Source organism: Bacillus sp. FSL L8-0167, from assembly GCF_038630295.1.
Taxonomy (GTDB): domain Bacteria; phylum Bacillota; class Bacilli; order Bacillales; family Bacillaceae; genus Bacillus; species Bacillus safensis.
Genome location: NZ_CP152027.1, coordinates 1,397,914 through 1,421,822, shown reverse-complemented (window position 1 = coordinate 1,421,822; position 23,909 = coordinate 1,397,914). Strand labels below are relative to the sequence as shown.

The 23,909-nt window shown below is 40.5% G+C and carries 23 protein-coding genes; 2 read left to right on the top strand and 21 right to left on the bottom strand.

All coding sequences use genetic code 11. The features are described 5' to 3' along the window. Positions 1-77: 77 nt before the first annotated feature. The 17 genes from MHB66_RS07250 to MHB66_RS07170 all read right to left on the bottom strand — a co-directional run bounded on the left by MHB66_RS07250 (position 78) and on the right by MHB66_RS07170 (position 19,065). Positions 78-446 carry a small basic family protein gene (locus MHB66_RS07250; protein ID WP_003210988.1) on the bottom strand — a complete coding sequence of 123 codons (369 nt, stop codon included), beginning with the start codon at positions 444-446 and terminating at the stop codon, positions 78-80. Continuing rightward, the gene (locus MHB66_RS07245; RefSeq protein ID WP_034281689.1) at positions 446-1,171 is read right to left on the bottom strand and encodes a DUF881 domain-containing protein; all 726 of its coding nucleotides are present in this window, start codon (positions 1,169-1,171) and stop codon (positions 446-448) included. Before MHB66_RS07245 ends, MHB66_RS07250 begins: the two co-directional genes overlap by 1 nt. 20 nt (positions 1,172-1,191) lie before the next feature. Next, positions 1,192-1,881 carry a DUF881 domain-containing protein gene (locus MHB66_RS07240; protein WP_034281688.1) on the bottom strand — a complete coding sequence of 230 codons (690 nt, stop codon included), beginning with the start codon at positions 1,879-1,881 and terminating at the stop codon, positions 1,192-1,194. Then, a complete protein-coding gene (locus MHB66_RS07235) occupies positions 1,878-2,657 on the bottom strand; it encodes a cell division protein FtsQ/DivIB (RefSeq protein ID WP_046310863.1) in 780 nt (259 codons plus the stop codon). The genes MHB66_RS07240 and MHB66_RS07235 overlap by 4 nt, the downstream gene beginning before the upstream one ends. Positions 2,658-2,782: 125 nt before the next feature. Further along, the gene (gene murB, locus MHB66_RS07230; protein ID WP_034281685.1) at positions 2,783-3,694 is read right to left on the bottom strand and encodes a UDP-N-acetylmuramate dehydrogenase; all 912 of its coding nucleotides are present in this window, start codon (positions 3,692-3,694) and stop codon (positions 2,783-2,785) included. Positions 3,695-3,725: 31 nt separating this feature from the next. Beyond that, positions 3,726-4,820: an undecaprenyldiphospho-muramoylpentapeptide beta-N-acetylglucosaminyltransferase gene (gene murG / locus MHB66_RS07225; RefSeq protein WP_046310860.1), complete on the bottom strand. Its 1,095-nt coding sequence runs from the start codon at positions 4,818-4,820 to the stop codon at positions 3,726-3,728. 197 nt (positions 4,821-5,017) lie between these two features. Then, positions 5,018-6,118 carry a stage V sporulation protein E gene (gene spoVE, locus MHB66_RS07220; RefSeq protein WP_024424259.1) on the bottom strand — a complete coding sequence of 367 codons (1,101 nt, stop codon included), beginning with the start codon at positions 6,116-6,118 and terminating at the stop codon, positions 5,018-5,020. 59 nt (positions 6,119-6,177) lie between these two features. After that, entirely contained in the window at positions 6,178-7,533 is a 1,356-nt protein-coding gene (murD, locus tag MHB66_RS07215; protein ID WP_080943444.1) for a UDP-N-acetylmuramoyl-L-alanine--D-glutamate ligase, read from the bottom strand. Next, on the bottom strand, positions 7,534-8,508 hold the full coding sequence (gene mraY / locus MHB66_RS07210; protein WP_003211854.1) for a phospho-N-acetylmuramoyl-pentapeptide-transferase: 975 nt from the start codon (positions 8,506-8,508) through the stop codon (positions 7,534-7,536). Between the two features lie 135 nt (positions 8,509-8,643). After that, complete coding sequence (locus MHB66_RS07205) at positions 8,644-10,119, bottom strand: UDP-N-acetylmuramoyl-L-alanyl-D-glutamate--2,6-diaminopimelate ligase (RefSeq protein WP_046310858.1); 1,476 nt, start codon at positions 10,117-10,119, stop codon at positions 8,644-8,646. 211 nt (positions 10,120-10,330) lie between these two features. Next, positions 10,331-12,250: a stage V sporulation protein D gene (locus MHB66_RS07200; protein ID WP_046310856.1), complete on the bottom strand. Its 1,920-nt coding sequence runs from the start codon at positions 12,248-12,250 to the stop codon at positions 10,331-10,333. A gap of 128 nt (positions 12,251-12,378) precedes the next feature. Beyond that, entirely contained in the window at positions 12,379-14,529 is a 2,151-nt protein-coding gene (locus MHB66_RS07195) for a penicillin-binding protein (RefSeq protein ID WP_046312222.1), read from the bottom strand. Positions 14,530-14,536: 7 nt separating this feature from the next. Beyond that, a complete protein-coding gene (gene ftsL, locus MHB66_RS07190) occupies positions 14,537-14,884 on the bottom strand; it encodes a cell division protein FtsL (protein ID WP_024424265.1) in 348 nt (115 codons plus the stop codon). A 37-nt stretch (positions 14,885-14,921) separates the two neighbouring features. Continuing rightward, positions 14,922-15,854, bottom strand: a complete 933-nt coding sequence (rsmH, locus tag MHB66_RS07185) for a 16S rRNA (cytosine(1402)-N(4))-methyltransferase RsmH (protein ID WP_034281682.1) — start codon at positions 15,852-15,854, stop codon at positions 14,922-14,924. Positions 15,855-15,920: 66 nt separating this feature from the next. Then, positions 15,921-16,352, bottom strand: a complete 432-nt coding sequence (mraZ, locus tag MHB66_RS07180) for a division/cell wall cluster transcriptional repressor MraZ (protein ID WP_003211163.1) — start codon at positions 16,350-16,352, stop codon at positions 15,921-15,923. 128 nt (positions 16,353-16,480) lie between these two features. Next, the gene (bshC, locus tag MHB66_RS07175) at positions 16,481-18,100 is read right to left on the bottom strand and encodes a bacillithiol biosynthesis cysteine-adding enzyme BshC (RefSeq protein ID WP_046310853.1); all 1,620 of its coding nucleotides are present in this window, start codon (positions 18,098-18,100) and stop codon (positions 16,481-16,483) included. A 65-nt stretch (positions 18,101-18,165) separates the two neighbouring features. Continuing rightward, positions 18,166-19,065, bottom strand: a complete 900-nt coding sequence (locus tag MHB66_RS07170) for a 2-dehydropantoate 2-reductase (protein ID WP_034281680.1) — start codon at positions 19,063-19,065, stop codon at positions 18,166-18,168. Between the two features lie 210 nt (positions 19,066-19,275). On the opposite strand from MHB66_RS07170, the gene MHB66_RS07165 reads away from it, so the two are divergent. Next, positions 19,276-19,755: an N-acetyltransferase gene (locus MHB66_RS07165; protein ID WP_007499784.1), complete on the top strand. Its 480-nt coding sequence runs from the start codon at positions 19,276-19,278 to the stop codon at positions 19,753-19,755. 46 nt (positions 19,756-19,801) lie between these two features. Here MHB66_RS07165 and gerR read toward each other — a convergent pair whose 3' ends face one another. The 3 genes from gerR to MHB66_RS07150 all read right to left on the bottom strand — a co-directional run bounded on the left by gerR (position 19,802) and on the right by MHB66_RS07150 (position 21,193). Next, the gene (gene gerR, locus MHB66_RS07160; RefSeq protein WP_034281678.1) at positions 19,802-20,341 is read right to left on the bottom strand and encodes a sporulation-specific transcriptional regulator GerR; all 540 of its coding nucleotides are present in this window, start codon (positions 20,339-20,341) and stop codon (positions 19,802-19,804) included. 138 nt (positions 20,342-20,479) lie between these two features. Beyond that, positions 20,480-20,653 carry a 50S ribosomal protein L32 gene (rpmF, locus tag MHB66_RS07155; RefSeq protein ID WP_008354700.1) on the bottom strand — a complete coding sequence of 58 codons (174 nt, stop codon included), beginning with the start codon at positions 20,651-20,653 and terminating at the stop codon, positions 20,480-20,482. 21 nt (positions 20,654-20,674) lie between these two features. Continuing rightward, a complete protein-coding gene (locus tag MHB66_RS07150; RefSeq protein WP_019743276.1) occupies positions 20,675-21,193 on the bottom strand; it encodes a DUF177 domain-containing protein in 519 nt (172 codons plus the stop codon). A 206-nt stretch (positions 21,194-21,399) separates the two neighbouring features. Here MHB66_RS07150 and MHB66_RS07145 point away from each other — a divergent pair, with 206 nt between their 5' ends. Beyond that, a complete protein-coding gene (locus MHB66_RS07145) occupies positions 21,400-22,647 on the top strand; it encodes a nucleotidyltransferase (protein WP_046312219.1) in 1,248 nt (415 codons plus the stop codon). A 233-nt stretch (positions 22,648-22,880) separates the two neighbouring features. On the opposite strand, the gene MHB66_RS07140 is transcribed toward MHB66_RS07145, so the two are convergent. After that, entirely contained in the window at positions 22,881-23,909 is a 1,029-nt protein-coding gene (locus MHB66_RS07140; RefSeq protein WP_046310849.1) for a SepM family pheromone-processing serine protease, read from the bottom strand.

Sequence of the window (23,909 nt, the reverse complement as noted above, 5' to 3'; positions counted from 1 at the left end):
TGTAACAAAACTTAAAAAATCAACATTTTTTATTAGGATTACTGAAAATATTCGTTACATCATATGTATATCCTTTTTTATGACTCACTTTTTTTCTTTTTTTCTCTAGAAATTGTCCATTTTGTTAGTAGAATTCTTCGAATAACTGCTATATTTTGAAACAATCTAACGCCGAAAGCAAACATTCCGACTAAATACAAGTCTACACCAAGATGGACGCCCAGAAAAGCTAAACTTATTGCAAGTATAATATTAAAGAAAAAGCCTGATACAAACACTAGTTCATCGTATGCCCCTTGCAGATGTGCCCTGATTCCACCAATCAATGTATCAAGCGCAGCAAGTACAGCGAGGGAAAGATAATTAGAATACTCATTCGGTATCGTAAAATTTGTTAAGAAACCGATCGCAACTCCTATGATTAAGCCAAGTACAGGAAGCCACATTAAGATTTTCCCTCCTTTACATCGTCAAGAGGCTTCAACTCGTTTAACTGAATCGCACCGTCATATGCTTTTAATTGAATTTGCTGCTTCGGCTGGCTAATACTTAAGCCGAAATTTTCCTGAGCAAACAAATCACCAATATCTGATACATTTAAACGGCTATATAATTTGTCGGCCTGGTCGCTGATCATCTTGATGGTCACTTCATCACCATCTAAGCTGTAGCCATCCATTTTCGTCGTGCCATTAATATCTCGAATCACACTTGTATTAATCACACGGTGGTCATTAATGGAAATATGTTTTGCCCCATACATATTTGCTTCGTTGATTAACTTTTTCAGAAGATCAGGCGGGATATTTTTCACTTCTTCCCCGGTCAGTTCCTTGGAGAAAAGCTGAGAGATGTCAACTTCAATTCCTTCCCCTGTCACTTCTGTAAAACCAGCCTTTTCTTTTAAATCTTTTAATGTTTTTGTCAGTTGAGCTTCTTTTGATTGATCTCCTTGATGACCATACTTTTTCAGCATTTCATCGTATTTATCAATTTCTTTCAGTAAATCCAATTCTTTACTTTTAGATGCAGATAAATCCTCTCTTAGCTCCCACACATCGCGAGTATCACGAACTTTGGGCTTTTGCAATGAATTAAATTGGATGGAGACCATGATGCCGAATATCACCATTAAGGCTGTCAAACTAAGTAAAGGCTTCTTTTTCCTCAACACCACTCACCTTTTCACTTTTAATCTTTGTGTTTTAAAAGAGGATTCATACGAATATCCTTTTTTTCAATCGTCATCGAAATGTGATCACTTGTCAGCTGATCGACTACTCCTCCTGCAATATTTAATGCAGGTATTAACACAGCCGGATCACCAATAGCAGAAATAACAAATGGCGCTGGATGCTGAACCCCGTCAACTGTAACAACTGGGCCGTTACAATGTATGTACGATTGGTGTGTAATTCTCTGTCCATTAATAGATACAGCAGAGGCCCCTGATATAAACAGTTCGTTTATCACATGAAAAATGTGGCTCTCATGAACAATGTAATTATTGACATTTTGTCCACTCGGGATATAAGATGCATCTTCAAGGGATACTTTTACCCCTTTTCCTTTTACACCGATCTCTCCTGTAAACATCCTGTATTTCTCAACATCTTCCAATACATTAAAATACTGCTCTTTTTCATTTTTCAAATTGGCCTCAGTGGCTTGAACCTGTGATTGTAGGCTATATAATTCTTTTTCAAGTTTCTGATTCGCCTTTTCTTGCTTTGTCAGCTGACTTTTCAAGGAATATTCTTTTTTCCATTGCTCTGTTCGGATGACATCTGCCTGATGCTGCTTTGTATATTGGTATGAAAAAGAAATCAGAAAACCAAGAACAAGCATTACAATTGAGAATATAACTGTTTTGCCTCTCAACGTTCATCTTCCTTTTTCTTAGATTTAAACGCTTCAAAATACGTCGCGACTTCCATATGGATTGTGCCTTTTTCAGATGGCGAAAGTTCTTTTACAATGGCAGGATAGGTTTTCATTTTATCAGCGAATGTTTTAATTGATGCAATCACGGTGTTCCCGTCATTCATATAAAATTTAACGAGCCACTGGTTTGAGCTTGTCGGCACATAATATATTTCTGAGATGAGTTCCTGAATAGAGGCTGGCAGCTGATTTAAAGTTCTAACCGTTTGCTTCAGCTTCTCTTTATTGTCCCAATCAACAAAAATAGGTCCTGCATGACTTGGTGTGACTTCTTCTGGAAATACTGTCCCATTTTCAAGAAGCTCATAGTATAGATTTCCCTTTTGAAGATAAGCAATATTGGCATATTCTTTGACAGCAATACTAACCTTATTTGGAAAATGTTTTTTGATACTGACACTTTTAATCAGTTTGTTTTGTTTAATATGATCTGCTGTTAAATCTTTATTTAAATTCCAAAACTCTGTTTCGCCTTCTTTAATCTGGGAAAGTTTCACAAGCTGTTTTGTAGGGACATGCTCGTTACCCGTAATAGTTAAAGAAGAAATTTTACTGATTGGTGTCTGCAAATAAATAATGATTAAAACCATGATAAAAAACAGTAGAATAAAAGAGATTAGTCTCCGATTCGCTTTCTGCTTCCTTTGTTCTTTAATTTTAGGAATCCGTTCTTCTATATTGACGATCTTTTCATTTTCATGATCAGGCCGCATATATATTCTTCACCCCATTCAAAGCTGCTTGTCCACACCTTTGGGTCATCATTTTGATGAGAAAACAAACGGCATTCTTCATGCCGTTTGTTTTCCTGTGATGCCATCATTCATAAATCTTGCTTTTAATTTGCTTCACCGATAATTTCTACTTCTGTATGCATATCTACATTGTAGTCATCTTTAATTTTCTTTTGGATGTACTGAATTAAGTCCAGCACGTCTTGAGCAGTAGCCCCGCCAGCGTTCACAATAAAGTTTCCATGCATGTCAGAGATTCTTGCTCCGCCAATTTGGTACCCTTTTAAATTCGCTTTTTCTACAAGCTGTCCTGCATATTCAGGCAGCGGATTTCGAAAAATACTTCCCGCACATGGTCGATTATAAGGCTGTGTTTCCTTGCGATAGTCTTTATTTTGCTGCATTTTCTTTGTGATTTTCTCGCGATCATCCTGTTTTAACTTAAACACGGCCTCGAGAACAATGCCTGGTCGTTCCTTTTGAAGGACAGACGTTCTGTAGCTAAAGTTCATCTGCTCATTTGTTAGCCACTCGATGCTTCCATCTTCAAATAAGATTCTCGCTTTCACAAGAATTTTACTGATATCAGATCCGTGCGCACCTGCGTTCATATAAACAGCGCCGCCAATAGACCCTGGAATACCAGCTGCAAATTCCAGCCCTGAAAGACCCTGCTTACTAAGAGACGTTGCAAGCCTTACAACAGAATAGCCGCCGCCAACTGTAATTTCTTCACCATTTACAGTTAAGTGATCAAGTCCAGCGCCTAACTTCAGGACGACACCGCGTATTCCTTTATCAAGTACGAGTAAATTTGATCCTCTTCCAATAACCGTCCAGTCCGCATGGTGTTTTTTTATCTGATCCATGATCGTTTTAACTGCATCAATATCTTTAGGAACGATCAATAGATCAGCCGGCCCGCCTATTTTCATTGTCGTATGATTTGCAAGCGGCTCATTTTCAAGCACTTTACCGACTTGCGCTTCTAATAATTCATTCTTCAAGTTCTCCATATTACCCTCCGCCTTACCTAATATCATTCCATCATGTAGTCGTAATTTCTTTTAATACATTATATAAACGTCCAGCCGCATCTGGTACTCCGAGTTCTTTTGTTAAACGGCTCATTTCGTTTAATTTTTCTTCATGACCAGCAATTTCATCAATGGCATGAAGGAGGCTCTCTCCAGAAAGCTCTGATTCTCTTAAAACGATTGCAGCGTCATGCTTTTCTAGTGATCTTGCATTGATTTCCTGGTGATTTGCCGTCACGTATGGACTTGGAATAAAAATAGTTGGAATTCCAAGGGCTGTCACTTCAGCAATCGTTGTGGCTCCCGCTCTTGCAACAATCACATCAATCGATTTCAAGTACTCCGGCATTTGATGCAAGAAAGGCTTTGTAATCATATTAGGTGCTGCACCTTTTTCCTTTAGTTCGTTCAGCACTTTTTCATAATGAACCTCACCTGTGATATATAAAAGCTGATAGTTCTTAGCCTTTAATTCATCTTGCATGTCAATAACTGCTCTATTAATCGGCGCAGCCCCCCGGCTCCCGCCAAAAATAAGAACCGTTTTTTTCTTTTCATCCAGCCCAAACTCCTTCAGAGATTTCCCCTCTTTTATAGAGACGACTTCAGAGGCTCTAGGGTTTCCCGTAAATACAACCTTTTCAGATGGAAAATGTGCCTTTGCTTCTTCAAAACAGATGGCTACCTTATCAACATACCTTGCTAAAAACTTATTTGTGATACCAGGCAGGCTGTTCTGTTCGTGAATAATGGTCGGAATCTTCAGCTTAGAAGCTGCATAAACAACAGGGCCGCACACATAACCACCTGTTCCAATGACCGCATCTGGCTTAAATTCCTTTAAGTAAGATTTACTTTTTTGAACGCCTTTTAGAAATCTCATCACCGTTTTTACATTATCAAAGGAAAGCTTTCTTTTAAAACCTGAAATTTCTATGGACTTGAAAGGGATATTTTCTCTTTCTACAATTTTCTTTTCAAGTCCATTTTCAGTACCAATATATAAAAATTCTACATCAGGATGCAGTCTTTTCACTTCTTTAATAAAAGCTAAGGCCGGATAAATATGTCCGCCTGTTCCGCCTCCACTGATTACTATACGCATTATACCATTTCCCCTCAATTTTTTTCTGCTCTGAACAAAGTATAAACCCTGTTTTAAACAACAGGGCTCCGTTAAAACCTGTAAAGAAGAGGTAAAAAACATGTTTTCGGATACTAAAGCTGTCTTTTTCACTCTTCAAATCATTTTTTTGTACTTTTGCAAAATAAATGTCATCATGGTTTCATGAACTAGCAGCATTAGTATCTAGCGTACCTGCTTACATTCAAGAGTACGCCAATGGCCATCAGCATTAATGTCAGTGATGAGCCGCCATAACTTAGGAATGGGAGCGTGATACCTGTCACAGGGATAAGTCCAGTAACAACTGCGATATTAATCATCACTTGAATGGCAACCATTGAAATAATGCCAACTGCTAGGAAACTTCCATATAAGTCTGGGGCTCCAAGTGCTATTCGTATGCCTCTCCATAATAGAACACTAAAGAGCAGCAAAATGAGTGATCCTCCTATAAAGCCAAGTTCTTCAGACAATATTGCAAAGATGAAGTCTGTTTGAGGCTCAGGTAAATAAAAGAATTTTTGTCTACTTTGACCGAGACCCATCCCGAACAAACCGCCTGGACCAACAGCGTATAAGGATTGAATAATTTGAAACCCACTGCCTAGTGGATCTTCCCAAGGATTTAAGTACGATGTAATTCGTTTTATGCGGTAGGGCGCTGATAAGACTAGTGCAGCAAATCCGCTGAGCCCTAAAAGACCGAGAAATATAAAGTGAGCAATTCTCGCACCTGAAACAAATATCATAATAATACAGGTTCCAACCATTACCGTCCCTGTTCCCAAATCTGGCTGCAGCATGATGATGGCAAATGCAGAAAACACAATGCCTAATGCTGGTGCGAAACCTTTACGAAAGGATGTGATATTTTTTTGTTTTTCAGATAAGAATTTTGCAAGAAACGCAATCATCGCAAGCTTCATAAATTCAGAGGGCTGAATACTAAACGCACCGACACCGATCCAGCTTCTTGATCCATTTCTCTCCATACCGATACCAGGAATAAGTACAAGCAACAAAAGGAGAAAACAAACAGCAATCAATATCTTTGACCAAGTCCGCCACGTCCAATAATCGACTCGCATAATGAAAAACATCGCGATAACTCCGATTCCGGCAAACAAAAGCTGTCTTTTTGCAAAATAAAACGAATCATCAAATTTATACGATGCCCACACAGCACTAGCGCTGTACACCATAATTAAACCAATCGTCAATAAAAGTAACGTAATGACAACAAGCAAAAAGTCCGGAGAAGTTTTCTTATTCGTCAAGAGACCGACACCCCAAGCATAATTTCATTTGGGCTGTCAGTCATACGAGAGACAAGCCCTTATTTAAGCATATGCACGGCGTTTACAAACATGTCTCCACGTTCTTCAAATGTTTTATGCTGATCCCAGCTTGCACAAGCCGGGGATAATAAAATCACGTCTTCTTCTTCAGAAATGTTAAACGCCGCAGGTACTGCTTGTTCAACATTATCGACATGTTTTACGTGATGTATTCCCAGTTCTTCACCAAGCTTCACAAACTTAGGTGCCGTCTCACCAAATGTAATAATTCCTTTTACATTTTTCATAAAAGGTTTCAATTCATCAAATTCATTGCCCCGGTCAAGTCCGCCGGCTAATAAAATAGTCGGCTGCTCAAAAGCTGACAATGCTTTACTTGTTGCCAGTATATTGGTGGCTTTACTATCGTTATAGAATTTTCTGCTTTGAATTGTATCTACAAACTGCAGACGGTGCTTCACTCCACTAAATGTCGTGAGAACGTGTGCGATTGCTTCATTTGAACAGCCTGCATTTTTCACGACACAAATAGCTGCCAAAATATTTTCTTGGTTATGCTCACCAGGAAGAACAACATCCTTTAAATCGATGATATGTTCATTCATGTAGTAGATCGCACCATTTTTAATATACGCACCATGTTCTACTTGCTCTTTCACGGAGAAAAACACTTTTTTTGCTTTTGAAGCTTCAGCCAGTTTTACGACTGATGGATCATCGAGGTTAATGACTGCTATGTCATCATCCAGTTGATGTGCGTAAACTTTCTGCTTTGCTTTTTCATATTCATCACGAGTGTGGTGATAGTCTAAATGTGCATCAAAAATATTTAATATTAAGCTGATTTTAGGTCTGAATTCAACTGTTCCCATTAACTGAAAAGAAGAGAGTTCAGTTACGATCCACTCATCACCAGCTGCCTTTGCAGCGACTTCGCTGGCAACTGTGCCAATATTACCTGCCACTAAAGTTTTTTGACGGTCTTGTTTCAACATTTCATAAATCAAAGTCGTGGTAGTGGTTTTTCCATTTGATCCAGTAATCCCAATAAAAGGAGCTGAGGTTAAATGATAAGCTAATTCTATTTCCGTCCAAACTGGAATTTGGCGGCGAAGCGCCTCTTGAACCATCACATTTTCATATGGAATTCCAGGATTTTTAATTAAAATCGTAATTTCTTTATCATCGAACATACGAAGAGGATGGCTGCCGCAAATGACATCTATCCCCTTTTCAGAAAGAAGCTGAGCAGGTTCATTTTCTTCAAACGGCTTTTGGTCATTTACTATGACATTTACTCCATGCTCATGAAGAATTGAAGCTGCCGCATATCCGCTTTTTGCAAGACCTAATACTAGTACATGTTCGTTTTTTAACATTTGCATCTTATTCAATTATAACCACACCTCGATGTAAATTCCTAAAACAGCAAGTAATAAACCAGCTGTCCAGAAGGTGACAACTACTCTCCACTCAGACCAGCCAACTAACTCATAGTGGTGGTGAAGCGGACTCATCTTGAAGATTCTTTTTCCAGTTGTTTTAAAGGAGATCACTTGAAGAATAACAGATAACGTTTCGACAACAAATACTCCTCCAATAATGACAAGCAAAATTTCAAGCTTTGTTAAAATGGCAATCGCTACAATCGCTCCGCCTAAAGCAAGCGACCCTGTATCACCCATAAATACTTTTGCAGGATGCGCGTTAAACACAAGAAACCCAAGAACGGCTCCAGCAACAGCTACTGAAAAGATCGCTACATCGTACTGTGATTGATTCCAAGCCAGTATAGCAAAGGCTCCGAAGGCAATTGCAGCAGTTCCAGATAATAGACCATCCAGTCCATCCGTTAAGTTCACGGCATTAGAACCTCCGACAAGCATGAAAACGACAAGGATAAAGTAAGCCCATCCTAAATCAAAGCTGACATCTGTTCCTGGAATGCGAATCGTCGTTGCAAACTGATAATAATGGAAGACTGCATAAAAAATCACTGCGATCACGATTTGACCGATTAATTTCTGTTTCGATGTTAAACCTAGGTTTCGTTTCATCGCTACTTTAATATAATCATCTAAAAATCCTAATAGACCGTAGCCAAGCGTGACAAATAACAATAAAAACATTTCTGGACTAATCTCAGAAAATTTGTTGATCATCACAATCGTTGTAATTGTAATAGAAAAGATAATCATAATTCCGCCCATTGTCGGAGTACCTGATTTCTTTTGGTGAGACTGTGGTCCTTCTTCTCTAATACTTTGACCAAATTTAAGCCTTCTTAAAAACGGAATAAAAATCGGGGATAAAAGAACACTGATTAAAAATCCCATTATGATTGTAAACAATATCACCTGTTCAAGCATCGTTCTTTACTCCTTCCGAATTTCCAAAGCCGTTTTCCATCAGAAAATTACATTCATTATTAAGGTATTCATTCACGTTCTTCGTATGTTGTTTTTGTACAAAATGCTTCATTTCATTACACTCTTTTCATCATTTTAAGATTTGTTTAGATCTAAAATAGCGTCCATAGCAACCTGTGCATCATCAAAATCGTAAACTTGATCGCCAACGATTTGATATGTCTCATGACCTTTACCCGCTATTAAGACTGTATCGCCTTTTTTCGCATTGGCAATTGCAAAAAAGATGGCTTGTTTGCGATTCACAAAACTATGATAATATGCGTCTGGCACCCCATTTTCCATATCCTTTAAAATAGCTGAAGGATCTTCGCTTCTTGGGTTGTCTGATGTAAATACAGGTTCATCTGCATACTTCACAGCGATTTGGGCCATTTGAGGACGCTTTGTTTTATCACGGTCACCGCCGCAGCCTATCACACAGAAAATTTTGCCCTCTGTTAATTCTCTACACGTTGTCAGGACATTTTCTAAGCTGTCAGGTGTATGGGCGTAATCGACAATAACAGGAAAATCTTGATCACAGTTCACAAGTTCAAATCGGCCTTTGACTCCCTCCAGCTCTTCAATAGCACTTACAATCGTTTCAAATGTTAAGCCAGATACGATCCCTACTGATACAGCTGCTAGGATGTTGTACACATTAAACTTACCGATGAGGGCAACTGTCACATTTTTTGTGCCAATTGGAGTGATCAAATCAAATTGAGTTCCCTTCGGTTTGATTTGAATATTCTTTGCCATCACATCTGCTTTTTGCTCTAAGCCATATGTCATGACTTCAGCAGCTGTAACTTTTTCATAATAACTCGAAGCGTCATCATCTGCATTTAAAATCGCATGCTTTGGCTTATCGTGATGAAAGGCACTGCCAAGCTGTGAAAATAGCAAGCTTTTCGCATGTTTATATTCTTCCATTGTGTTGTGGTAATCAAGATGGTCCTGCGAAAGGTTTGTGAAAACGGCAATATCATAATCACATCCATGTACCCTGCCAAGATGCAGTGCATGTGATGAAACTTCCATAATGGCTGTGTCTACATCTTGGTCAAGCATCTGTTTAAAGGTTTTCTGAAGTGTGACACTTTCAGGTGTAGTGTTTTTCACATCGAGAATGTCATCATTCACCTTTATATACATTGTACCGATTAAGCCTGTTTTCTTTTCAGCTTTTCTCATCATTTGTTCAATCATGTGTGTTGTCGAAGTTTTTCCGTTTGTTCCTGTGATCCCGATGAGATTCAGCTTATGAGTTGGCTGCTCGTAAAACGCATCAGCTATTCTTGCAAGAGCTCTTTGAGAGTGTTTTACAATAATGACTGGTACATCTGATATGTTAAGAGGGTGTTCTGCTACAATCGCTGCAGCCCCGCTTTTCACCGCTTTTTCAGCATAATCGTGTCCATCTACTGTATAGCCTTTTATACAGACAAAAAGGCTTCCTTTTTTCACCTCTCTTGAATCCATTTCAATGGAAGTGATATCAGGATTTTCGTTTATTAATTCGTCATTTTCACTTTTAAAGTATGTAAGGAGTTCTTGTAATTTCATTTCATATCAAACCTCTCAAATTCGTTCACGTGCATGTCTTGTGAAAAAAACACACAGTCTATATTTTATCGTAAAAAAAAGGATACATCCAGCGTATTCCTTAAGTTTCTCTTGGAAAAAACACACTTTAGGCTCTTTTTTTCAAACAGACCTTCTCTTTCAACAAAAAGAGGCAGCCGAATGAGTGCGGCTACCCTCTGTTCATTCTTTATTATTCATCGTTTAAGTATAATCTGATGGTGGAGCCTTCCTTGACCTTTGTCCCGGCAGCAGGCGATTGCTTCACCACTTTACTGCCCGTTCCAGAAGCATCGATCTTAAGGTTAATCAGTAAGGATTCAAGGTCTGAAACAGATCCCCCTACAAGATTCGGTACTTCAATGGTTTTTGTGTCCAGCCACTGGTACTTCTTTTCAATTTGTCCTTTTCTTTTTTTCACACCCATCTCAGGCAGGCTGTCCCGCATAATATGACCCACAATTGGTGCAGCAACTGTCCCGCCAAATTGAATAGTGCCTTTCGGGTTATCTACAGCCACATATACAACGATACTTGGATCATCAGCAGGCGCAAACCCGATAAACGACACAATGTGGTTATTTTCCATGTACTTGCCGTCTTTTACTTTCTGTGCTGTCCCTGTTTTTCCGCCAACTCGATATCCTTCAACAAATGCATTTCGGCCAGTTCCTTGAGCGACTACACTTTCAAGCGCATATCTGATTTCTTTGGATGTTTCTGCTGAAATCACTTTCTTTTTGGCAATCGGTGATTGCTTTTTCACTACCTCTTTTGTGATTGGATCTATCCATTCTTTTGCAATGTACGGCGTGTAAAGTGTTCCGCCATTTACCGCAGCTGCTACGGCAGCTACTTGCTGTATCGGCGTAACAGATACACCTTGACCAAAGGCAGTTGTCGCCTGCTCTACAGGGCCAACCCGGTCCAGCGGGAACAAAATGCCTCGCCCTTCCCCTTGAAGATCGATTCCTGTTTTTTGGCCAAATCCGAAATTTTTAATATAGGAAAATAATTTATCCTTTCCTAGACGGTCGCCTAGTTCAACAAAACCGGGGTTACAGGAGTTTTGAACCACTTCTAAAAATGACTGTGATCCGTGGCCGCCTTTTTTCCAGCACCTAAGTCTTGCACCATCAACTGTCACAGAACCGCTGTCAAAAAAATGATCGCGTTTTAAATTGACTTTTTTCTCTTCTAGTGCTGCTGCAAGCGTAATAATTTTAAACGTCGAACCTGGCTCATATGTGCTCCACACCGGTAGATTTCGGTTAAACACTTTCGAGTCAACTGATTGATAATCCGCTGGATCAAAATCCGGTCTGCTCGACATCCCAAGCACTTCACCGTTCTTCGGGTTCATCGCAATTGCAATCATCCCATCTGGGTTATATTTTGCCTGCGCATTGTCTAATTCCCGTTCTATAATGGTTTGCACCTTCGCATCGACAGTTAACTTCATATCAAGACCATCTTTAGGCGGTGTATAATCATCTGCTTCATCTGGCATTTTCTGCCCTTTTGCATCGGAATAGAACTTTACAGAGCCTTTTTCACCTTTTAGGTCATCATCATAATAGGCTTCCAGTCCAAGTAACCCTTGATTATCAATTCCAGCGAAGCCCAGCACATGAGAAAGAAAACTGCCAAATGGATAGTGTCTGATGCTGTCTTCTGCAACATAAACACCATCTAAATCAAGCTCTCTGACTTCTTTTGCTTTTTCATGAGATACTTTTCTCCCTTCTGGAGAAATTCGTTCGATGGATGTTTTCTTTGTGACGTGCTTGTACGCTTTCTCTTCAGACATATTCAGTACTGCCGCCAGTTTTTTGCTTGTTTCTGCCGGATTTTTAATTTGCCGCGGGACGACCAATATAGATGGGGCACTTTTGTTCGTCGCAAGCTCTACCCCATTTCGGTCCAAAATATCTCCCCTTTCTGGTTCGAACGGGAGGTTCCGGCTCCATGAATCTTTTGCTAAGCTTGTGAGCTTCTCGCCCATAATAAACTGTACATATCCTAATCTAGTATCTATGATGAAAAAAATGATCACCCCAAACAGCAGCACGAAAAGCAATCGTTTTCTCACTGTTACACTTGATACTCGCACGCCTGGTTCACTCCTTACATACATATGGCTTGTTTCCATCATATGCAGGCCCGTCCTTATGTAGAACGTCTCGTCTATCCCGCTCGGCAAAAGAAAAAACCTAGCAAGTGGTTTGCTAGGTTTTGCAGTTAATTCGGACTTTTAAATGTCACAGTGACGACTTTATCTGAAATCTCCGATCCTCTTTTCACACTTTGTTTGACAGCATATCCTTGTCCCTTTGTTTCGATATGCACACCGGAAATGGATGCATATTGAAGGACTTCCCGTCTCGACCAGCCTGTCATATCAGGCATTTTTATCGTTTTTCCTGCTGTTTTCAAGAAAACTTTCTGGCTTTCAGAGAATTCAGAGCCTGCACTTGGCCACTGTCGTTTAATGGAGAGGCCGTCGCCGATGACAACAGGCGTTAAGTTTTTGTTTTTGGCTTCTGTTTCCGCCTGCTTCACTTCTAAATCTAAGAATGAAGGCATTGTTTCTTGCTTCACTTTTTGTTCGCCTGATTTTTTATCGTCTGTTTTTGTTGGTGCAATATTTAAATATAGCAGACTATTTTTCATCACTGGGTTAAAGATTTGTGCAACTGGGGCAGAGCCAGTTTCTGTGTCAGACAGCTGCGGCTGCTGTACAGCTACATAAACGAGCAGCTTCGGATCATCTTTTGGCGCCATTCCCATAAATGAAAAGACGTAATCGTTTCTTCCTTTGAGATAACCGCCGGCACCGCCAATTTGTCCTGTTCCTGTTTTCCCAGCAACGTCAAATCCTTTGATTTGGTAAGGCTGGCCTGTTCCAATCTTCGAGGAAACCACCTCACCTAAAATGTCACGGACTTGCTTTGCTGTATCAGAGGAAATTGGCTTTCCAGCTACTGTTGGTTCGTGCTGTAAAATTGTTTTGTTTGTGTTCGGGTCTGTAATATGATCAATAACATATGGCTTCATCATCGTTCCACCGTTTGCTATCGCTGTCGCTGCTTCTATTTGTTGAATCGGTGTAATGGCAGACGCTTGACCGTAAGCCGTCGATGCTTTGTCATATTCGTATCTGTAATTGATTTTACTAGACGCTTCGTTCGGCAAGTCAATACCTGTTTTGTCATAGAAATGGAACTTCTGCAAATATTGTTCGTAGCGCGTGAAGCCTAGTTTTTCTTTTGCCAGCTTTGCAAAAGCTACGTTAGACGAACGGAGAACACCTTCATGAAAGTCAATTTTTCCCCATCCATTTCCATTGTTGTGGTCTCTTACAAGGCCTCCTCCTACTTTATAAGTACCAGATTGATATTTATCATTGCCTTGGTAGACCCCTTCTTGGATTGCTGCAGCAAGTGTGAAGATTTTCATCGTTGAACCTGGTTCAAACGCATATGAAATGACATCATTGTTATAATTCGTAATGTCTAATTCATTTAAATTAAAGCTTGGCCGCTGTCCCATCGCGAGCACCTTTCCCGTTTTTGGGTCAACGACTGTGGCAATGATTTTCTTCGGTTTATATTTTTTGGCAACCTGCGTCATACTTTCTTCAAGGAACGCCTGGATTTTTTGATCGATGGTCAGCGTGACATTTTTCCCATCCTTCGGAGCGACAATGTCTTCTTTACTATTTGGAAGAGCCCATCCGCTTCTGTCACTGTTATATGTCACATAGCCGTCTTTTTCTTTTAAAAATTTGTTCAGCGCCTTCTCAAGTCCCATCGCGCCTGACATGTCCTTCGTTGCCTCATCTAATCTTGCATAACCGATCAGATTCGACGCAAACATGCCGTTTGGATAATATCGCTTCGTGTCTTTTTCAAATGCGATCCCTGGAAGCTTTAGCTTTTCAATTTTTTCCTTTGTTGAAAAACTGATGTCTTTCCCAGCTTTACCAAACTCCACTTGGAACGCACCTTTAGTATTCAGACGCTTTAAAATTTCGCTTTCACTCATATCAATGACTTTTGACAGCTCTTTTGCTGTCTTTTCTTTGTCGACGACATGCATCGGGTGCTTTGGGTCGACTGTCATTTTCTTGCTCATGACCGCAATGAGCTTATAAACAGACGTATCCTCTGCAATCACATTTCCATTTCGGTCTAAAATAGACCCTCTTTTGGCTTCAAGTGTTTTCTTCGATTGATATTGTTCATTTGCCTTTGCGGCTAACACTTGGCCATCGACCGTTCCTGTAATCTGAATATAGATAAAACGTGCAAGGATGATAAAGAAAAACAGGGCGAAGCAAATACTCGCAATTGCCGCGCCTCTGTTCATCATTTTATTCTTTTTAGGCATCGCCATCTTAATCGACCTTCTTAACATCTTTCGAAATGCTTAAGCCTGCTTTTTTCGCAGTATCAATGACTCTCTCCGGTTCACTCAGCAAGTCTTTTTCTTTTTGAAGCTCAGTGATCTTCTTCGATTCTAAAGATACTTGCTGTTCTAATTTCTGGACTTCAATATTAGCGTGATAGACAGCAAAGGCTTTAGAAATGATGAGAATGGAGCTGCACATAAGAGCCATGACAAACATGACAAGTAAGATTTTTTCACCAAGTGTGATAGAACCTCTTCTTTTAATAACAACCGATTGGCCTTGCTGCTCTGTTTGATATTGTTTTACTTCTCTTTGGTAAGCCAAATTACTCATAAGAAACCTCCTTTTTATCATCATCTATGGTGTCGTTTTACTTTTTTTCTGCAATTCGGAGCTTCGCTGAACGGGCACGGTTGTTATGTTCCAGCTCTTGTTCTGATGCAACGATTGGTTTTCTCGTGATCAGCTTCAGCTTTGGTTCAAGTCCTTCTGGAATCACTGGTAGTCCGTGCGGAAGTTCTGGAAGAGAAGACATTTCTTTAAATGTACTTTTACAAATCCGGTCTTCAAGTGAATGGAATGTAATGACAGAAATTCTCCCCTTCGGATTGAGTAACTCTATTGCTTGTTCTAGTGCTTCTTCAAAAACTTTCAATTCATCATTTACGGCAATTCGGATCGCTTGAAACACTCTTTTTGCTGGATGTCCGCCAGTTCGTCTTGCAGGTGCGGGAATTCCTTCTTTGATAATGTCGACAAGCTCACCTGTAGTTTCAATTGGTCCTTTTTTTCTAGCTTCTTCAATTTTGCGTGCGATTTGCTTGCTGAATTTTTCTTCCCCATATTTGTAGAAAATCCGAACTAGATCTTCAAATGGCCATTCATTCACCACTTGTTTTGCCGACAATGCGGCTGTTTGATCCATTCGCATGTCAAGAGGTGCATCATGGTGATAACTAAAGCCTCTCTCTGGTGTGTCGAGCTGAGGAGATGAAACCCCAAGGTCAAAAATCACACCGTCTACGCTTGTAATACCTTGTTCATTCAGACGTTCTTTTAAATATCGGAAGTTGCTTTTTATGAAAAGAATGTTCGCTTTAGAATCCGCGAGCTTCTCTCGTGCATGATCCAGTGCAGCATCGTCTTGGTCAAATCCAATCAATGTACCTTTTTCTGATAGTTGAGATAGTAAATATGAGCTATGACCTGCTCCGCCTAGCGTGCAGTCTACATATGTACCGTCTTCTTTGACGTTTAAACCGTCAACTGTTTCTTTTAATAATACTGTCTCATGTTGGAACATGATGTTATGGTCCCACCTTTTTCAAATAGAAATGAATGTGTAGAAAGCTTGCTGCACAAGGGATTATTATATATCAAATCCAATCATGTTTTCAGCAATTTCAGCAAAAGAATCTTCTTGCTCTTCTGTATATTGTTCCCAGATCGACTTACTCCACAACTCAATTCGATTTGAAACGCCGATGACCACACATTCTTTTTCGAGTTTTGCATATTGGAGTAGGTTTGATGCGATGTTAATACGCCCCTGCTTGTCCAGATCGCATTCAACTGCGCCAGAGAAGAAGAACCGGGTAAACGCACGTGCATCTTTTTTCGTTAGCGGCAGTGCTTTGAGTTTCTCTTCGATTAGTTTCCACTCACTCATAGGGTAGCCAAATAAACATTGATCAAGCCCTCTCGTCAGCACAAACTGTTCTCCGAGACCGTCTCTAAATTTAGCAGGGATGATCATGCGCCCTTTTGTATCAATCGTATGTTGGTATTCACCCATGAACATGATAATCAGAGCCCCACTTTCTCACCCTTACTCTCCACTATCCACCACTTCTCTCCACAAAACTTATTTTACACTGTTTCTACATAAAAAAAAACCCTGAACTAGTCAGGGTTCATTAAAACTTTATTTCAAAGTTTGACAATTTGCTGCTTGTTTTGAAATGAAAATGGCAGATTTTTGAACGTTTTGAAGAATTCTGGACCATATTTGTTTAAAAAGTACATGATATTCCAAATTCTTTCTTGCGGGGCATCTAATGGTTTTAAGCTGTTTTCAATCCGTTCAAAATCTCGAAGGATATATCCTTCCTTCTCTTCCACACGCTGCGCCACCTTTTGATAAACAAATTGAAGCTGGTCTTCGATAAATTTGGCATTTTTATCTAGCAGCTGTTCGAAGTTTGGTTCAACCTCCAGTGCTTCTTGCCTCAGTACGCCATGAACATTCGCTAATTCACGTTTCGCCTGATCAACGGCTTGAACAAAGCTGTCTGGAAGGCTTTGCTCAAAGTGAGCCTCTTTCTTTTCTTTTACTCCGTTTGTGAGCACTTCTTCAAGAGAAAGTTCTCTGACCGGCAGCTTCTTATCGATGTGCCTTTCAAGAATGGTCACGTGCAGTCTTGGAAGAACGGGTGCCATCTTTAATTCAAAATGCTCAAAAATTCCTTTCAGTTCTCCCCAATAGTTGACTTCACCGTGGCCTGCCATAAAAGCAAGTGTTGGGAGAAGGGTTTCCTGCATTAAGGGACGCGTCACCACATTGTTGCTGAACCGTTCTGGGTGCTCCTCAATTTCCTGCAAAAGCTCTTCTTTTGTCCACGTAAGCCCCACTTCTGATATAGAAAACTGGCCGTTTTCTTTTTCAATAAGGAAACGCTCTTCATCATATTCGTAAAACAGGTTCGCCTGATTGTCACCAGCTTCTATGATAGGCTGATATCCCGCTCGTTTCATGGCAGCCTGCGTTTCATTCAAACGAGCTGTGACCGCATCATTTGTCTCAACAATATGCTTGAATAACGTACGCTCAAGTGGTTTGACGCCTAAGTCTCCTGAATTAAATAGAAGCAGTCCATCTTCTTCAAAAAGGTCGCATACAATCCATTCAAAGAAATCCGTAAATGTTTGTGATTTGCGTAAACATCGAAGAAGCTGATCAAGCAAGTCATTTGTATACGCAGATTCTTCATATGTTGAAAACACATCGCGGAGCCATTTCTCTGTTTTTTCTTGATGCAGAGGTGTTCTTTTGGCAGCAGTTTTTTTGACGTTATGTAATGGCAGCTTTTGCTTGACTGGACCTTTTTCGCCAGATGTGTAGACAAAATTAATTTCATCTACGTCATGATCCTCACCTGCTACCCAAAAGACTGGAATCACAGGAACGCCAAGCACTGATTCTTTTTCTTTTGCGAACTGAATAATGGATATGATTTTATGTATGGTATAAAGCGGTCCTGCCAGTAGGCCTGCCTGCTGTCCTCCAACCACCATGACACTCCGTTCATCACGGATCTTTTCAATGTTCTGACGCATCGCTGCCGATTCAAACTTTGCGTGGTATGCGCTCATATAATCCGCTAAAGCCTCGCGCGGGAAGCTCATTTCCATGAGATCGTCGTATCTTTTTTTCCATGTGTGCTCAGAATGTATATCATAATCAAAAAAAGCAGTCATCTCTTTTTTTTCTTCTATATAATCACGTATGAATAAATTCTGACTTCGGATGGAAAGTTCAGTCAATTGCATGTTTAGAACTTCCTTTCTTCAATAAATAGTTAGTTTCCCGAAAAAAGTATAGCATGTAAATGAGCTCACTCAAAAGATTTTGTTTGCTTTTTTTCCAATACTTCCAAGCTTCGATTGAAGAAAGTAAGATGTGGCGCCAGAATTTCTTGAGCTTGAGCCTTTTTTAAAAGATAGCCAACGATGGCTTTTCTTTCGGTTTCACGGCCTTTGACGATATCTTGAAGCATTGACGATTGATTGGCGGCCGTTTTCTTACAAATGGAAACGACGTGTGACCAGAGCCGCTCTTTTTCAGCCAGACCTAGAATGGACAATGCTTCTTCAAATGCACATTTCATCATGTATTCATATGCAGGAGTTGCGATCAATTCTCCATTTTTCACATGCAATAAAGCCGTGAGCGGGTTAATACAGACATTGACCAGCAGTTTTTCCTCCAGCACTTTTTTCCATTCATCCGTATAAATCATCTGAAATTGGGCCGGCGTTTCATTCAAAGCATTTCTCACATCAGCTGCATCCTCAGGATGAAAAGCCCCCCACTTGATGACACCAATCCCTGTATGGTTTACTGCATGATCTGATACCTTCATCGCCCCGTGCTCTACAACACCGATATATATCGAATGCGGCGTGTCCCAGTTTTCTAAATCTAATAAGTGGGCCATGCCATTTTGTAAAAATAAGATTCGTTGACGAGGTAATGTGGATAGTTCATCAAGCACCTCTTGCAGCTGGTGATATTTCACCGTCACAATCAGCAGATCAAATACTCCTGTAATCCCTGCCCTTGCCTCCGCAGACGCCAGGAATGTGTCTCCTTTTACCGTTCGCTTAATACCTGATGTTCGAATCTTCTCTGCTTGTTCTTTTCTTCTTGTCAAAACAGTGATGTCATGATGCTGTGATAAATAACTGGCACAAAGCAGACCAATCGCACCGCCGCCAATGATTCCAATGTTCAACTGCCGCACTTCCCTTTTTCTGTTTACTTCATCATATCAACCATTTTAACAGTTTCAAGCCGCGATGCAAAAAGCAGATGGCGCGCCGCGATTGAATTTTTTTAATTTAAAAACTATAATAATAAGTGTAAAAACTTTTTGAGGCGGATGGGATGAAAACGCCTTCAACGACATCACTGTCAACATTATGTGTGTAAGGGGGAAGATCATATGACACAAGTAAAACGACTTCTAATCAATTACAAAACTTTAGAGGAATTTAAACAATTTAAGGAATATGGCATACAAGAACTATCCATGCTTGAAGACCTTGAAAGTAATATGATTGAAAATGACAGCAACTCTCCATTTTACGGGATTTATTTTGGAGATAAGCTGGTTGCACGTATGAGCCTTTATCAAGTGGACGGCTCGACGACAACGTATTTTGACCACAATCATGATTATTTAGAGCTGTGGAAGCTGGAAGTGCTTCCTGGGTATCAGCGTAAAGGGTACGGCGAGGCACTTGTTGATTTCGCCAAATCTTTCGGACTGCCAATCCGGACCAATCCACGCGTCAAATCTGCTGGTTTTTGGGATAAAATGGGCTTTGAAGCGGTAAAATATGATATGGAACGCGACAAAGGTGAAAATCCACTCATCTGGGAACCTGCCCATATTCAAAAGAATACAGGTGAATCCGCTTAATCACTGATGGCAAAACGCCCCTCCTTTCTCTGTGAGGGGCGTTTTCTTATTTAGCATATTCTTTTAAGTTGATATTCTGTTTGACTCTTTCAACAATCCCAATAAGTGCCCGGTAGTCTTCTTCTGTCATTTTTAATTGCCGCTTCAAATGTTCATTTTCTTCTGTGAGCGACTTCAGTTGATGCTGCGTGTCCGCCAGTTCTTCGCGTAAATAAGCTGAGCCAGCCGGTTCTTTTTCAAGCTTCTCTAAAAACTGAATCACTTCTCGCAAGGTCAATTCAGCCTGATCTGAAGATGCCTTCTCTTCTATGGTTAGCGTATTTTGCGGTAAACCCGAGGAATGAATTCCAATCTTTTTACGCAGTTCTTTCCGCTGTTTTTTCGCCAGCTCAATGCCTGCCTGATATTGTTTTCTGACGTATGAGTTCCATCTGAATCCACATGCTGCCGCTGTTCTTGACAATGCTTTCCCGACTTCCTCAAATGCGGAAAGCTGCGTTCCTCCATCTCGAATATGCCTTAAGACGACTTCTGCTAAAAGTAAATCTTCATCTTGTGTCCATGCGTCCTGCCTTGTAATCGTCAATTGATCATCCCCCCTGAATCTGAATACCACATCATATGCGCTTACTAGAGTAGATAGACTATTTGCAGGAGAGAAACCTAAAAAATAGACAAATAAAAAAACGCAAGGGAAGATTCCCTTACGCTTTTTTATCAAGCATTAGTTGCTTTTTACGTCTTTGCCTTTGTATGTTCCGCAAGATTTGCAGACACGATGAGAAATTTTCATTTCACCGCATTCTGGGCAAGCTACCATACCAGGTACTTGTAGTTTGAAATGCGTACGACGCAATCTTTTTTTCATTTTAGAAGTTCTTCTAAAAGGTACAGCCATTATTCCCACCTCCTTAAAGAGTTAAGATTCATTATTTTCTTCTAAGAGCTTCTTCAAGCCTTCCAGACGCGGATCAATTCGGTTTTGATGTGCATCTTCCGAAATGACCGCCCAGTCATTCCCTTCCTGTGGCGCAGCACCTTTTACGTCTGTTTGGTCGCAAAAGATTTGCATCGGCACTTCAAGAAGAATTTCTTCCTTGACTATAGGCGTTAAGTCGATGATATCGTCTTCTACAACAGATACGTCTTCATCTTCTATATCGTCTGTCTTATGAAGTACAAATAGTTCTTTCGTTGAAATCGCAAATGGATAATTTACATCAACAAGCGTTCTTGAACAAGGCAGTGTCATTTCACCTGTGATGGTTAAATCAAATGCGACTTGCTTTGATTCGATCACTCCAGTCCCTTTCACCTCTACCGGTGAAATACGACGTATATCTGAATGAAGGCTAGTAAGTTCATTTAAGTCAACCGTCTCATGAAAATCGAAGCTGTTTTTAGCTTTTTGATGTAACTGATAAACTGTCCATTTCAATTGTATCACCTCTAAGAGCAACAAACATGATTATAGCTTTCATCATGCTATTTGTCAATATTTTTTCTTTACAGTCCTTTGTGATGTCAGAGCGTTGTTTGACATCAGTTCACGGAATGCCTACACTGAAAAAAATGGGCTTCATTTTTCCCTTATGCTACTGTAGCATAGACCATTTAACCATAGCAAGAAAGGCGGAACATCTATTGAAAGCAACAGGAGTTGTTGTCGAGTACAATCCATTTCATTATGGACATGCCTATCATGTTCGCCAGGCGAAAACACATACCTCCTCAGATGTAGCCATTGCCGTCATGAGCGGATCCTTTCTCCAGCGCGGAGAGCCCGCTATCGTCTCAAAATGGGCACGAACAAAAATGGCATTGCAAAACGGTGTAGACATCGTGTGTGAGCTTCCATACATATATGCAGTGCAAAAGGCAGAAACCTTTGCAAACGGCGCTGTGTCTATTCTAGATGCTTTAAAATGCCGCTCCCTTTTTTTCGGAAGTGAGGACGGAGACATCAAAGCATTTGAGCGAACAGCGCACGCTTGGCATGAGAAAAAAGAAGAAATCGACCTTTTCACAAAAGCAAAGGTAAAAGAAGGTCTTAGTTATCCGGCTGCCGCTGCCGCTGCGTTTCAAGAGGTCATTGATCCGAAACACTTACTGGATCTGTCTAGGCCTAATAACATTTTAGGCTTCCATTATGTCAAAGCCATCTTAGAGAGATCTCCTCACATAGAGCCCTTTACCTCTCAAAGAATTGCATCCGGTTATCATGATCAAGAGCTTCCTAAACATCAGAAAATCGCAAGCGCTACAAGCATCCGAAAAGCCTTAAAAGAGAATGGGTCATTTGAAACTGTCGCCTCTTATCTCCCGGCAGCCTCGCTTAAGCAATTACATGACTATTATTCTTCTTATGATCTTTTACATACGCAAGAAGACTATTTCAGCTTCTTAAAACATGTGTTTCACACAATGGATACAGCAGAACTAGAAGGCATCTATGAAATTGAAGAAGGCATCGAACACCGCATGCAAAAGGCGATCACACATGCGTCCTCCTACGAGGAATATCTATCACTTGTGAAAACAAAACGATATACGTGGACAAGGCTGCAGCGGATGAATACGCACCTTTTAATGAGGGTGAAGAAAACGGTCATGCATGAGCTGCTAAAGGAGAAACAAGCACCATACATTCGTTTACTTGGTATGTCAAAGAAAGGTCAGCAATACTTATCTCTTGTAAAAAAGGAATTGGACGTACCGCTTGTCAGCAAGCTGTCTTCCTTTTCACATCCTGCCCTTGATCTTGACATTCGCGCTTCCCGCGTCTTCAGCCTTCCCATCAGCGAACCAATGCAAACAAAGTTAACAGAAGCAGAATTTAAAACCTCACCGATCCGCTATGATGAAGAGACTGGTCTCTTCCAATCTCGATAAAAAAAGCAGCCTAAGGCTGCTCTCTGATTGTTGACAAAGGGCTAAAAGGATCTTTATTTTAGTCCTTTGTCCTCTTTTCAGCGTGATAGAAAACCTTTGAAGTCTAGAAAGGGCGAGCACCGGAACGGAGCGAATTTGACATTCGTGAGTACCGGCGCAGAGACCTGACACCGAATGCGAGGGTTTGTCTACACGCTGAGAGCAGCCTTTGATGAAGGCTGCTCTTTTTTCAATTAAGATGCTTTCTCTTTTAACTTGTTTAAATAGTTCAGTGCGTCCTGCATTGTGTCCACAGGAACGATTTTCATATTACTTTTGATATCTTTTGCTGTTTTCACTGCATTTTTGTAGTCTGAATTTGGATCACCTTTATCGTTTGGTGCAAAGAAGATATCTTTTCCTGATTTATCTGCTGCAACAACCTTTTGATCAATTCCGCCAATTGGCCCGACCGTGCCATCAGCGTCAATCGTTCCAGTCCCTGCAATCGCATAGCCATGTGTTTCGTCTTCTTTTGTCAGCTGGTTATAAATTTCAAGTGACATCATTAAACCTGCCGACGGGCCGCCGATATTTTCAATATCCACCTTAATGGAAGGCGATACTTTCACATTTCGGTCTGTAAATAATGATACGCCAATTCCGACTCGGTTCGGCTCTTCTTTAAAAGGCTTTAACTTCACTTTCTGCGTGATATCCTTGCCGTTTCGTTCAAGGACAAAACGGACAGATGTACCAGCTTTTTGACGGCTGATATACGACACCATTTTATCAGCAGAATCATACGTCTTGCCATCAACGCTTTTAATCCGGTCGCCCACTTCAATTTTGCCATAAGCAGGCATGCCTTTCATGACGTAGCTCGCATATACCCCATTAAACGTATAATCTACTTTTTTGCCTGCTTTTGTATACGCTGCAATCATGGCATTTTCTTGAGAGCTTTTCATCAGCTGAAGCTGTCTTTTCATATAATCTTCATCCGACTCTCCGTCCGCTTTAATATTTTCTTCTGGGACGATCTCGTCATATTTATTCATTTTCGCAAGTAAATACGTATACGGATTGGCTGGACCTACTTTTATCGTCATAAGAGAGAAGCTGCCCTTCTCGCCGTATCCACCGTCCACTTGAATGTGAGGGGCAATCTCTGTTGCATCACCCGGCTTTGTCACGTAATACGGCAGTTTAACAAAAGTTAAGCCAAATAAGACAAGAACAACGACAAAAAAGCTGAGCCAGCGAATATTCAATTTTTTCAT

Excerpts from the sequence above, each read along its gene's own strand:
- MHB66_RS07250 (WP_003210988.1), bottom strand. The coding sequence starts at position 446 with ATGTGGCTTCCTGTACTTGGCTTAATCATAGGAGTTGCGATCGGTTTC.
- MHB66_RS07235 (WP_046310863.1), bottom strand. The coding sequence starts at position 2,657 with ATGCGGCCTGATCATGAAAATGAAAAGATCGTCAATATAGAAGAACGG.
- murB (WP_034281685.1), bottom strand. The coding sequence starts at position 3,694 with ATGGAGAACTTGAAGAATGAATTATTAGAAGCGCAAGTCGGTAAAGTG.
- murG (WP_046310860.1), bottom strand. The coding sequence starts at position 4,820 with ATGCGTATAGTAATCAGTGGAGGCGGAACAGGCGGACATATTTATCCG.
- mraY (WP_003211854.1), bottom strand. The coding sequence starts at position 8,508 with ATGCTTGAACAGGTGATATTGTTTACAATCATAATGGGATTTTTAATC.
- MHB66_RS07205 (WP_046310858.1), bottom strand. The coding sequence starts at position 10,119 with ATGAAATTACAAGAACTCCTTACATACTTTAAAAGTGAAAATGACGAA.
- MHB66_RS07195 (WP_046312222.1), bottom strand. The coding sequence starts at position 14,529 with ATGCCTAAAAAGAATAAAATGATGAACAGAGGCGCGGCAATTGCGAGT.
- ftsL (WP_024424265.1), bottom strand. The coding sequence starts at position 14,884 with ATGAGTAATTTGGCTTACCAAAGAGAAGTAAAACAATATCAAACAGAG.
- rsmH (WP_034281682.1), bottom strand. The coding sequence starts at position 15,854 with ATGTTCCAACATGAGACAGTATTATTAAAAGAAACAGTTGACGGTTTA.
- mraZ (WP_003211163.1), bottom strand. The coding sequence starts at position 16,352 with ATGTTCATGGGTGAATACCAACATACGATTGATACAAAAGGGCGCATG.
- bshC (WP_046310853.1), bottom strand. The coding sequence starts at position 18,100 with ATGCAATTGACTGAACTTTCCATCCGAAGTCAGAATTTATTCATACGT.
- MHB66_RS07165 (WP_007499784.1), top strand. The coding sequence starts at position 19,276 with ATGACACAAGTAAAACGACTTCTAATCAATTACAAAACTTTAGAGGAA.
- rpmF (WP_008354700.1), bottom strand. The coding sequence starts at position 20,653 with ATGGCTGTACCTTTTAGAAGAACTTCTAAAATGAAAAAAAGATTGCGT.
- MHB66_RS07140 (WP_046310849.1), bottom strand. The coding sequence starts at position 23,909 with ATGAAAAAATTGAATATTCGCTGGCTCAGCTTTTTTGTCGTTGTTCTT.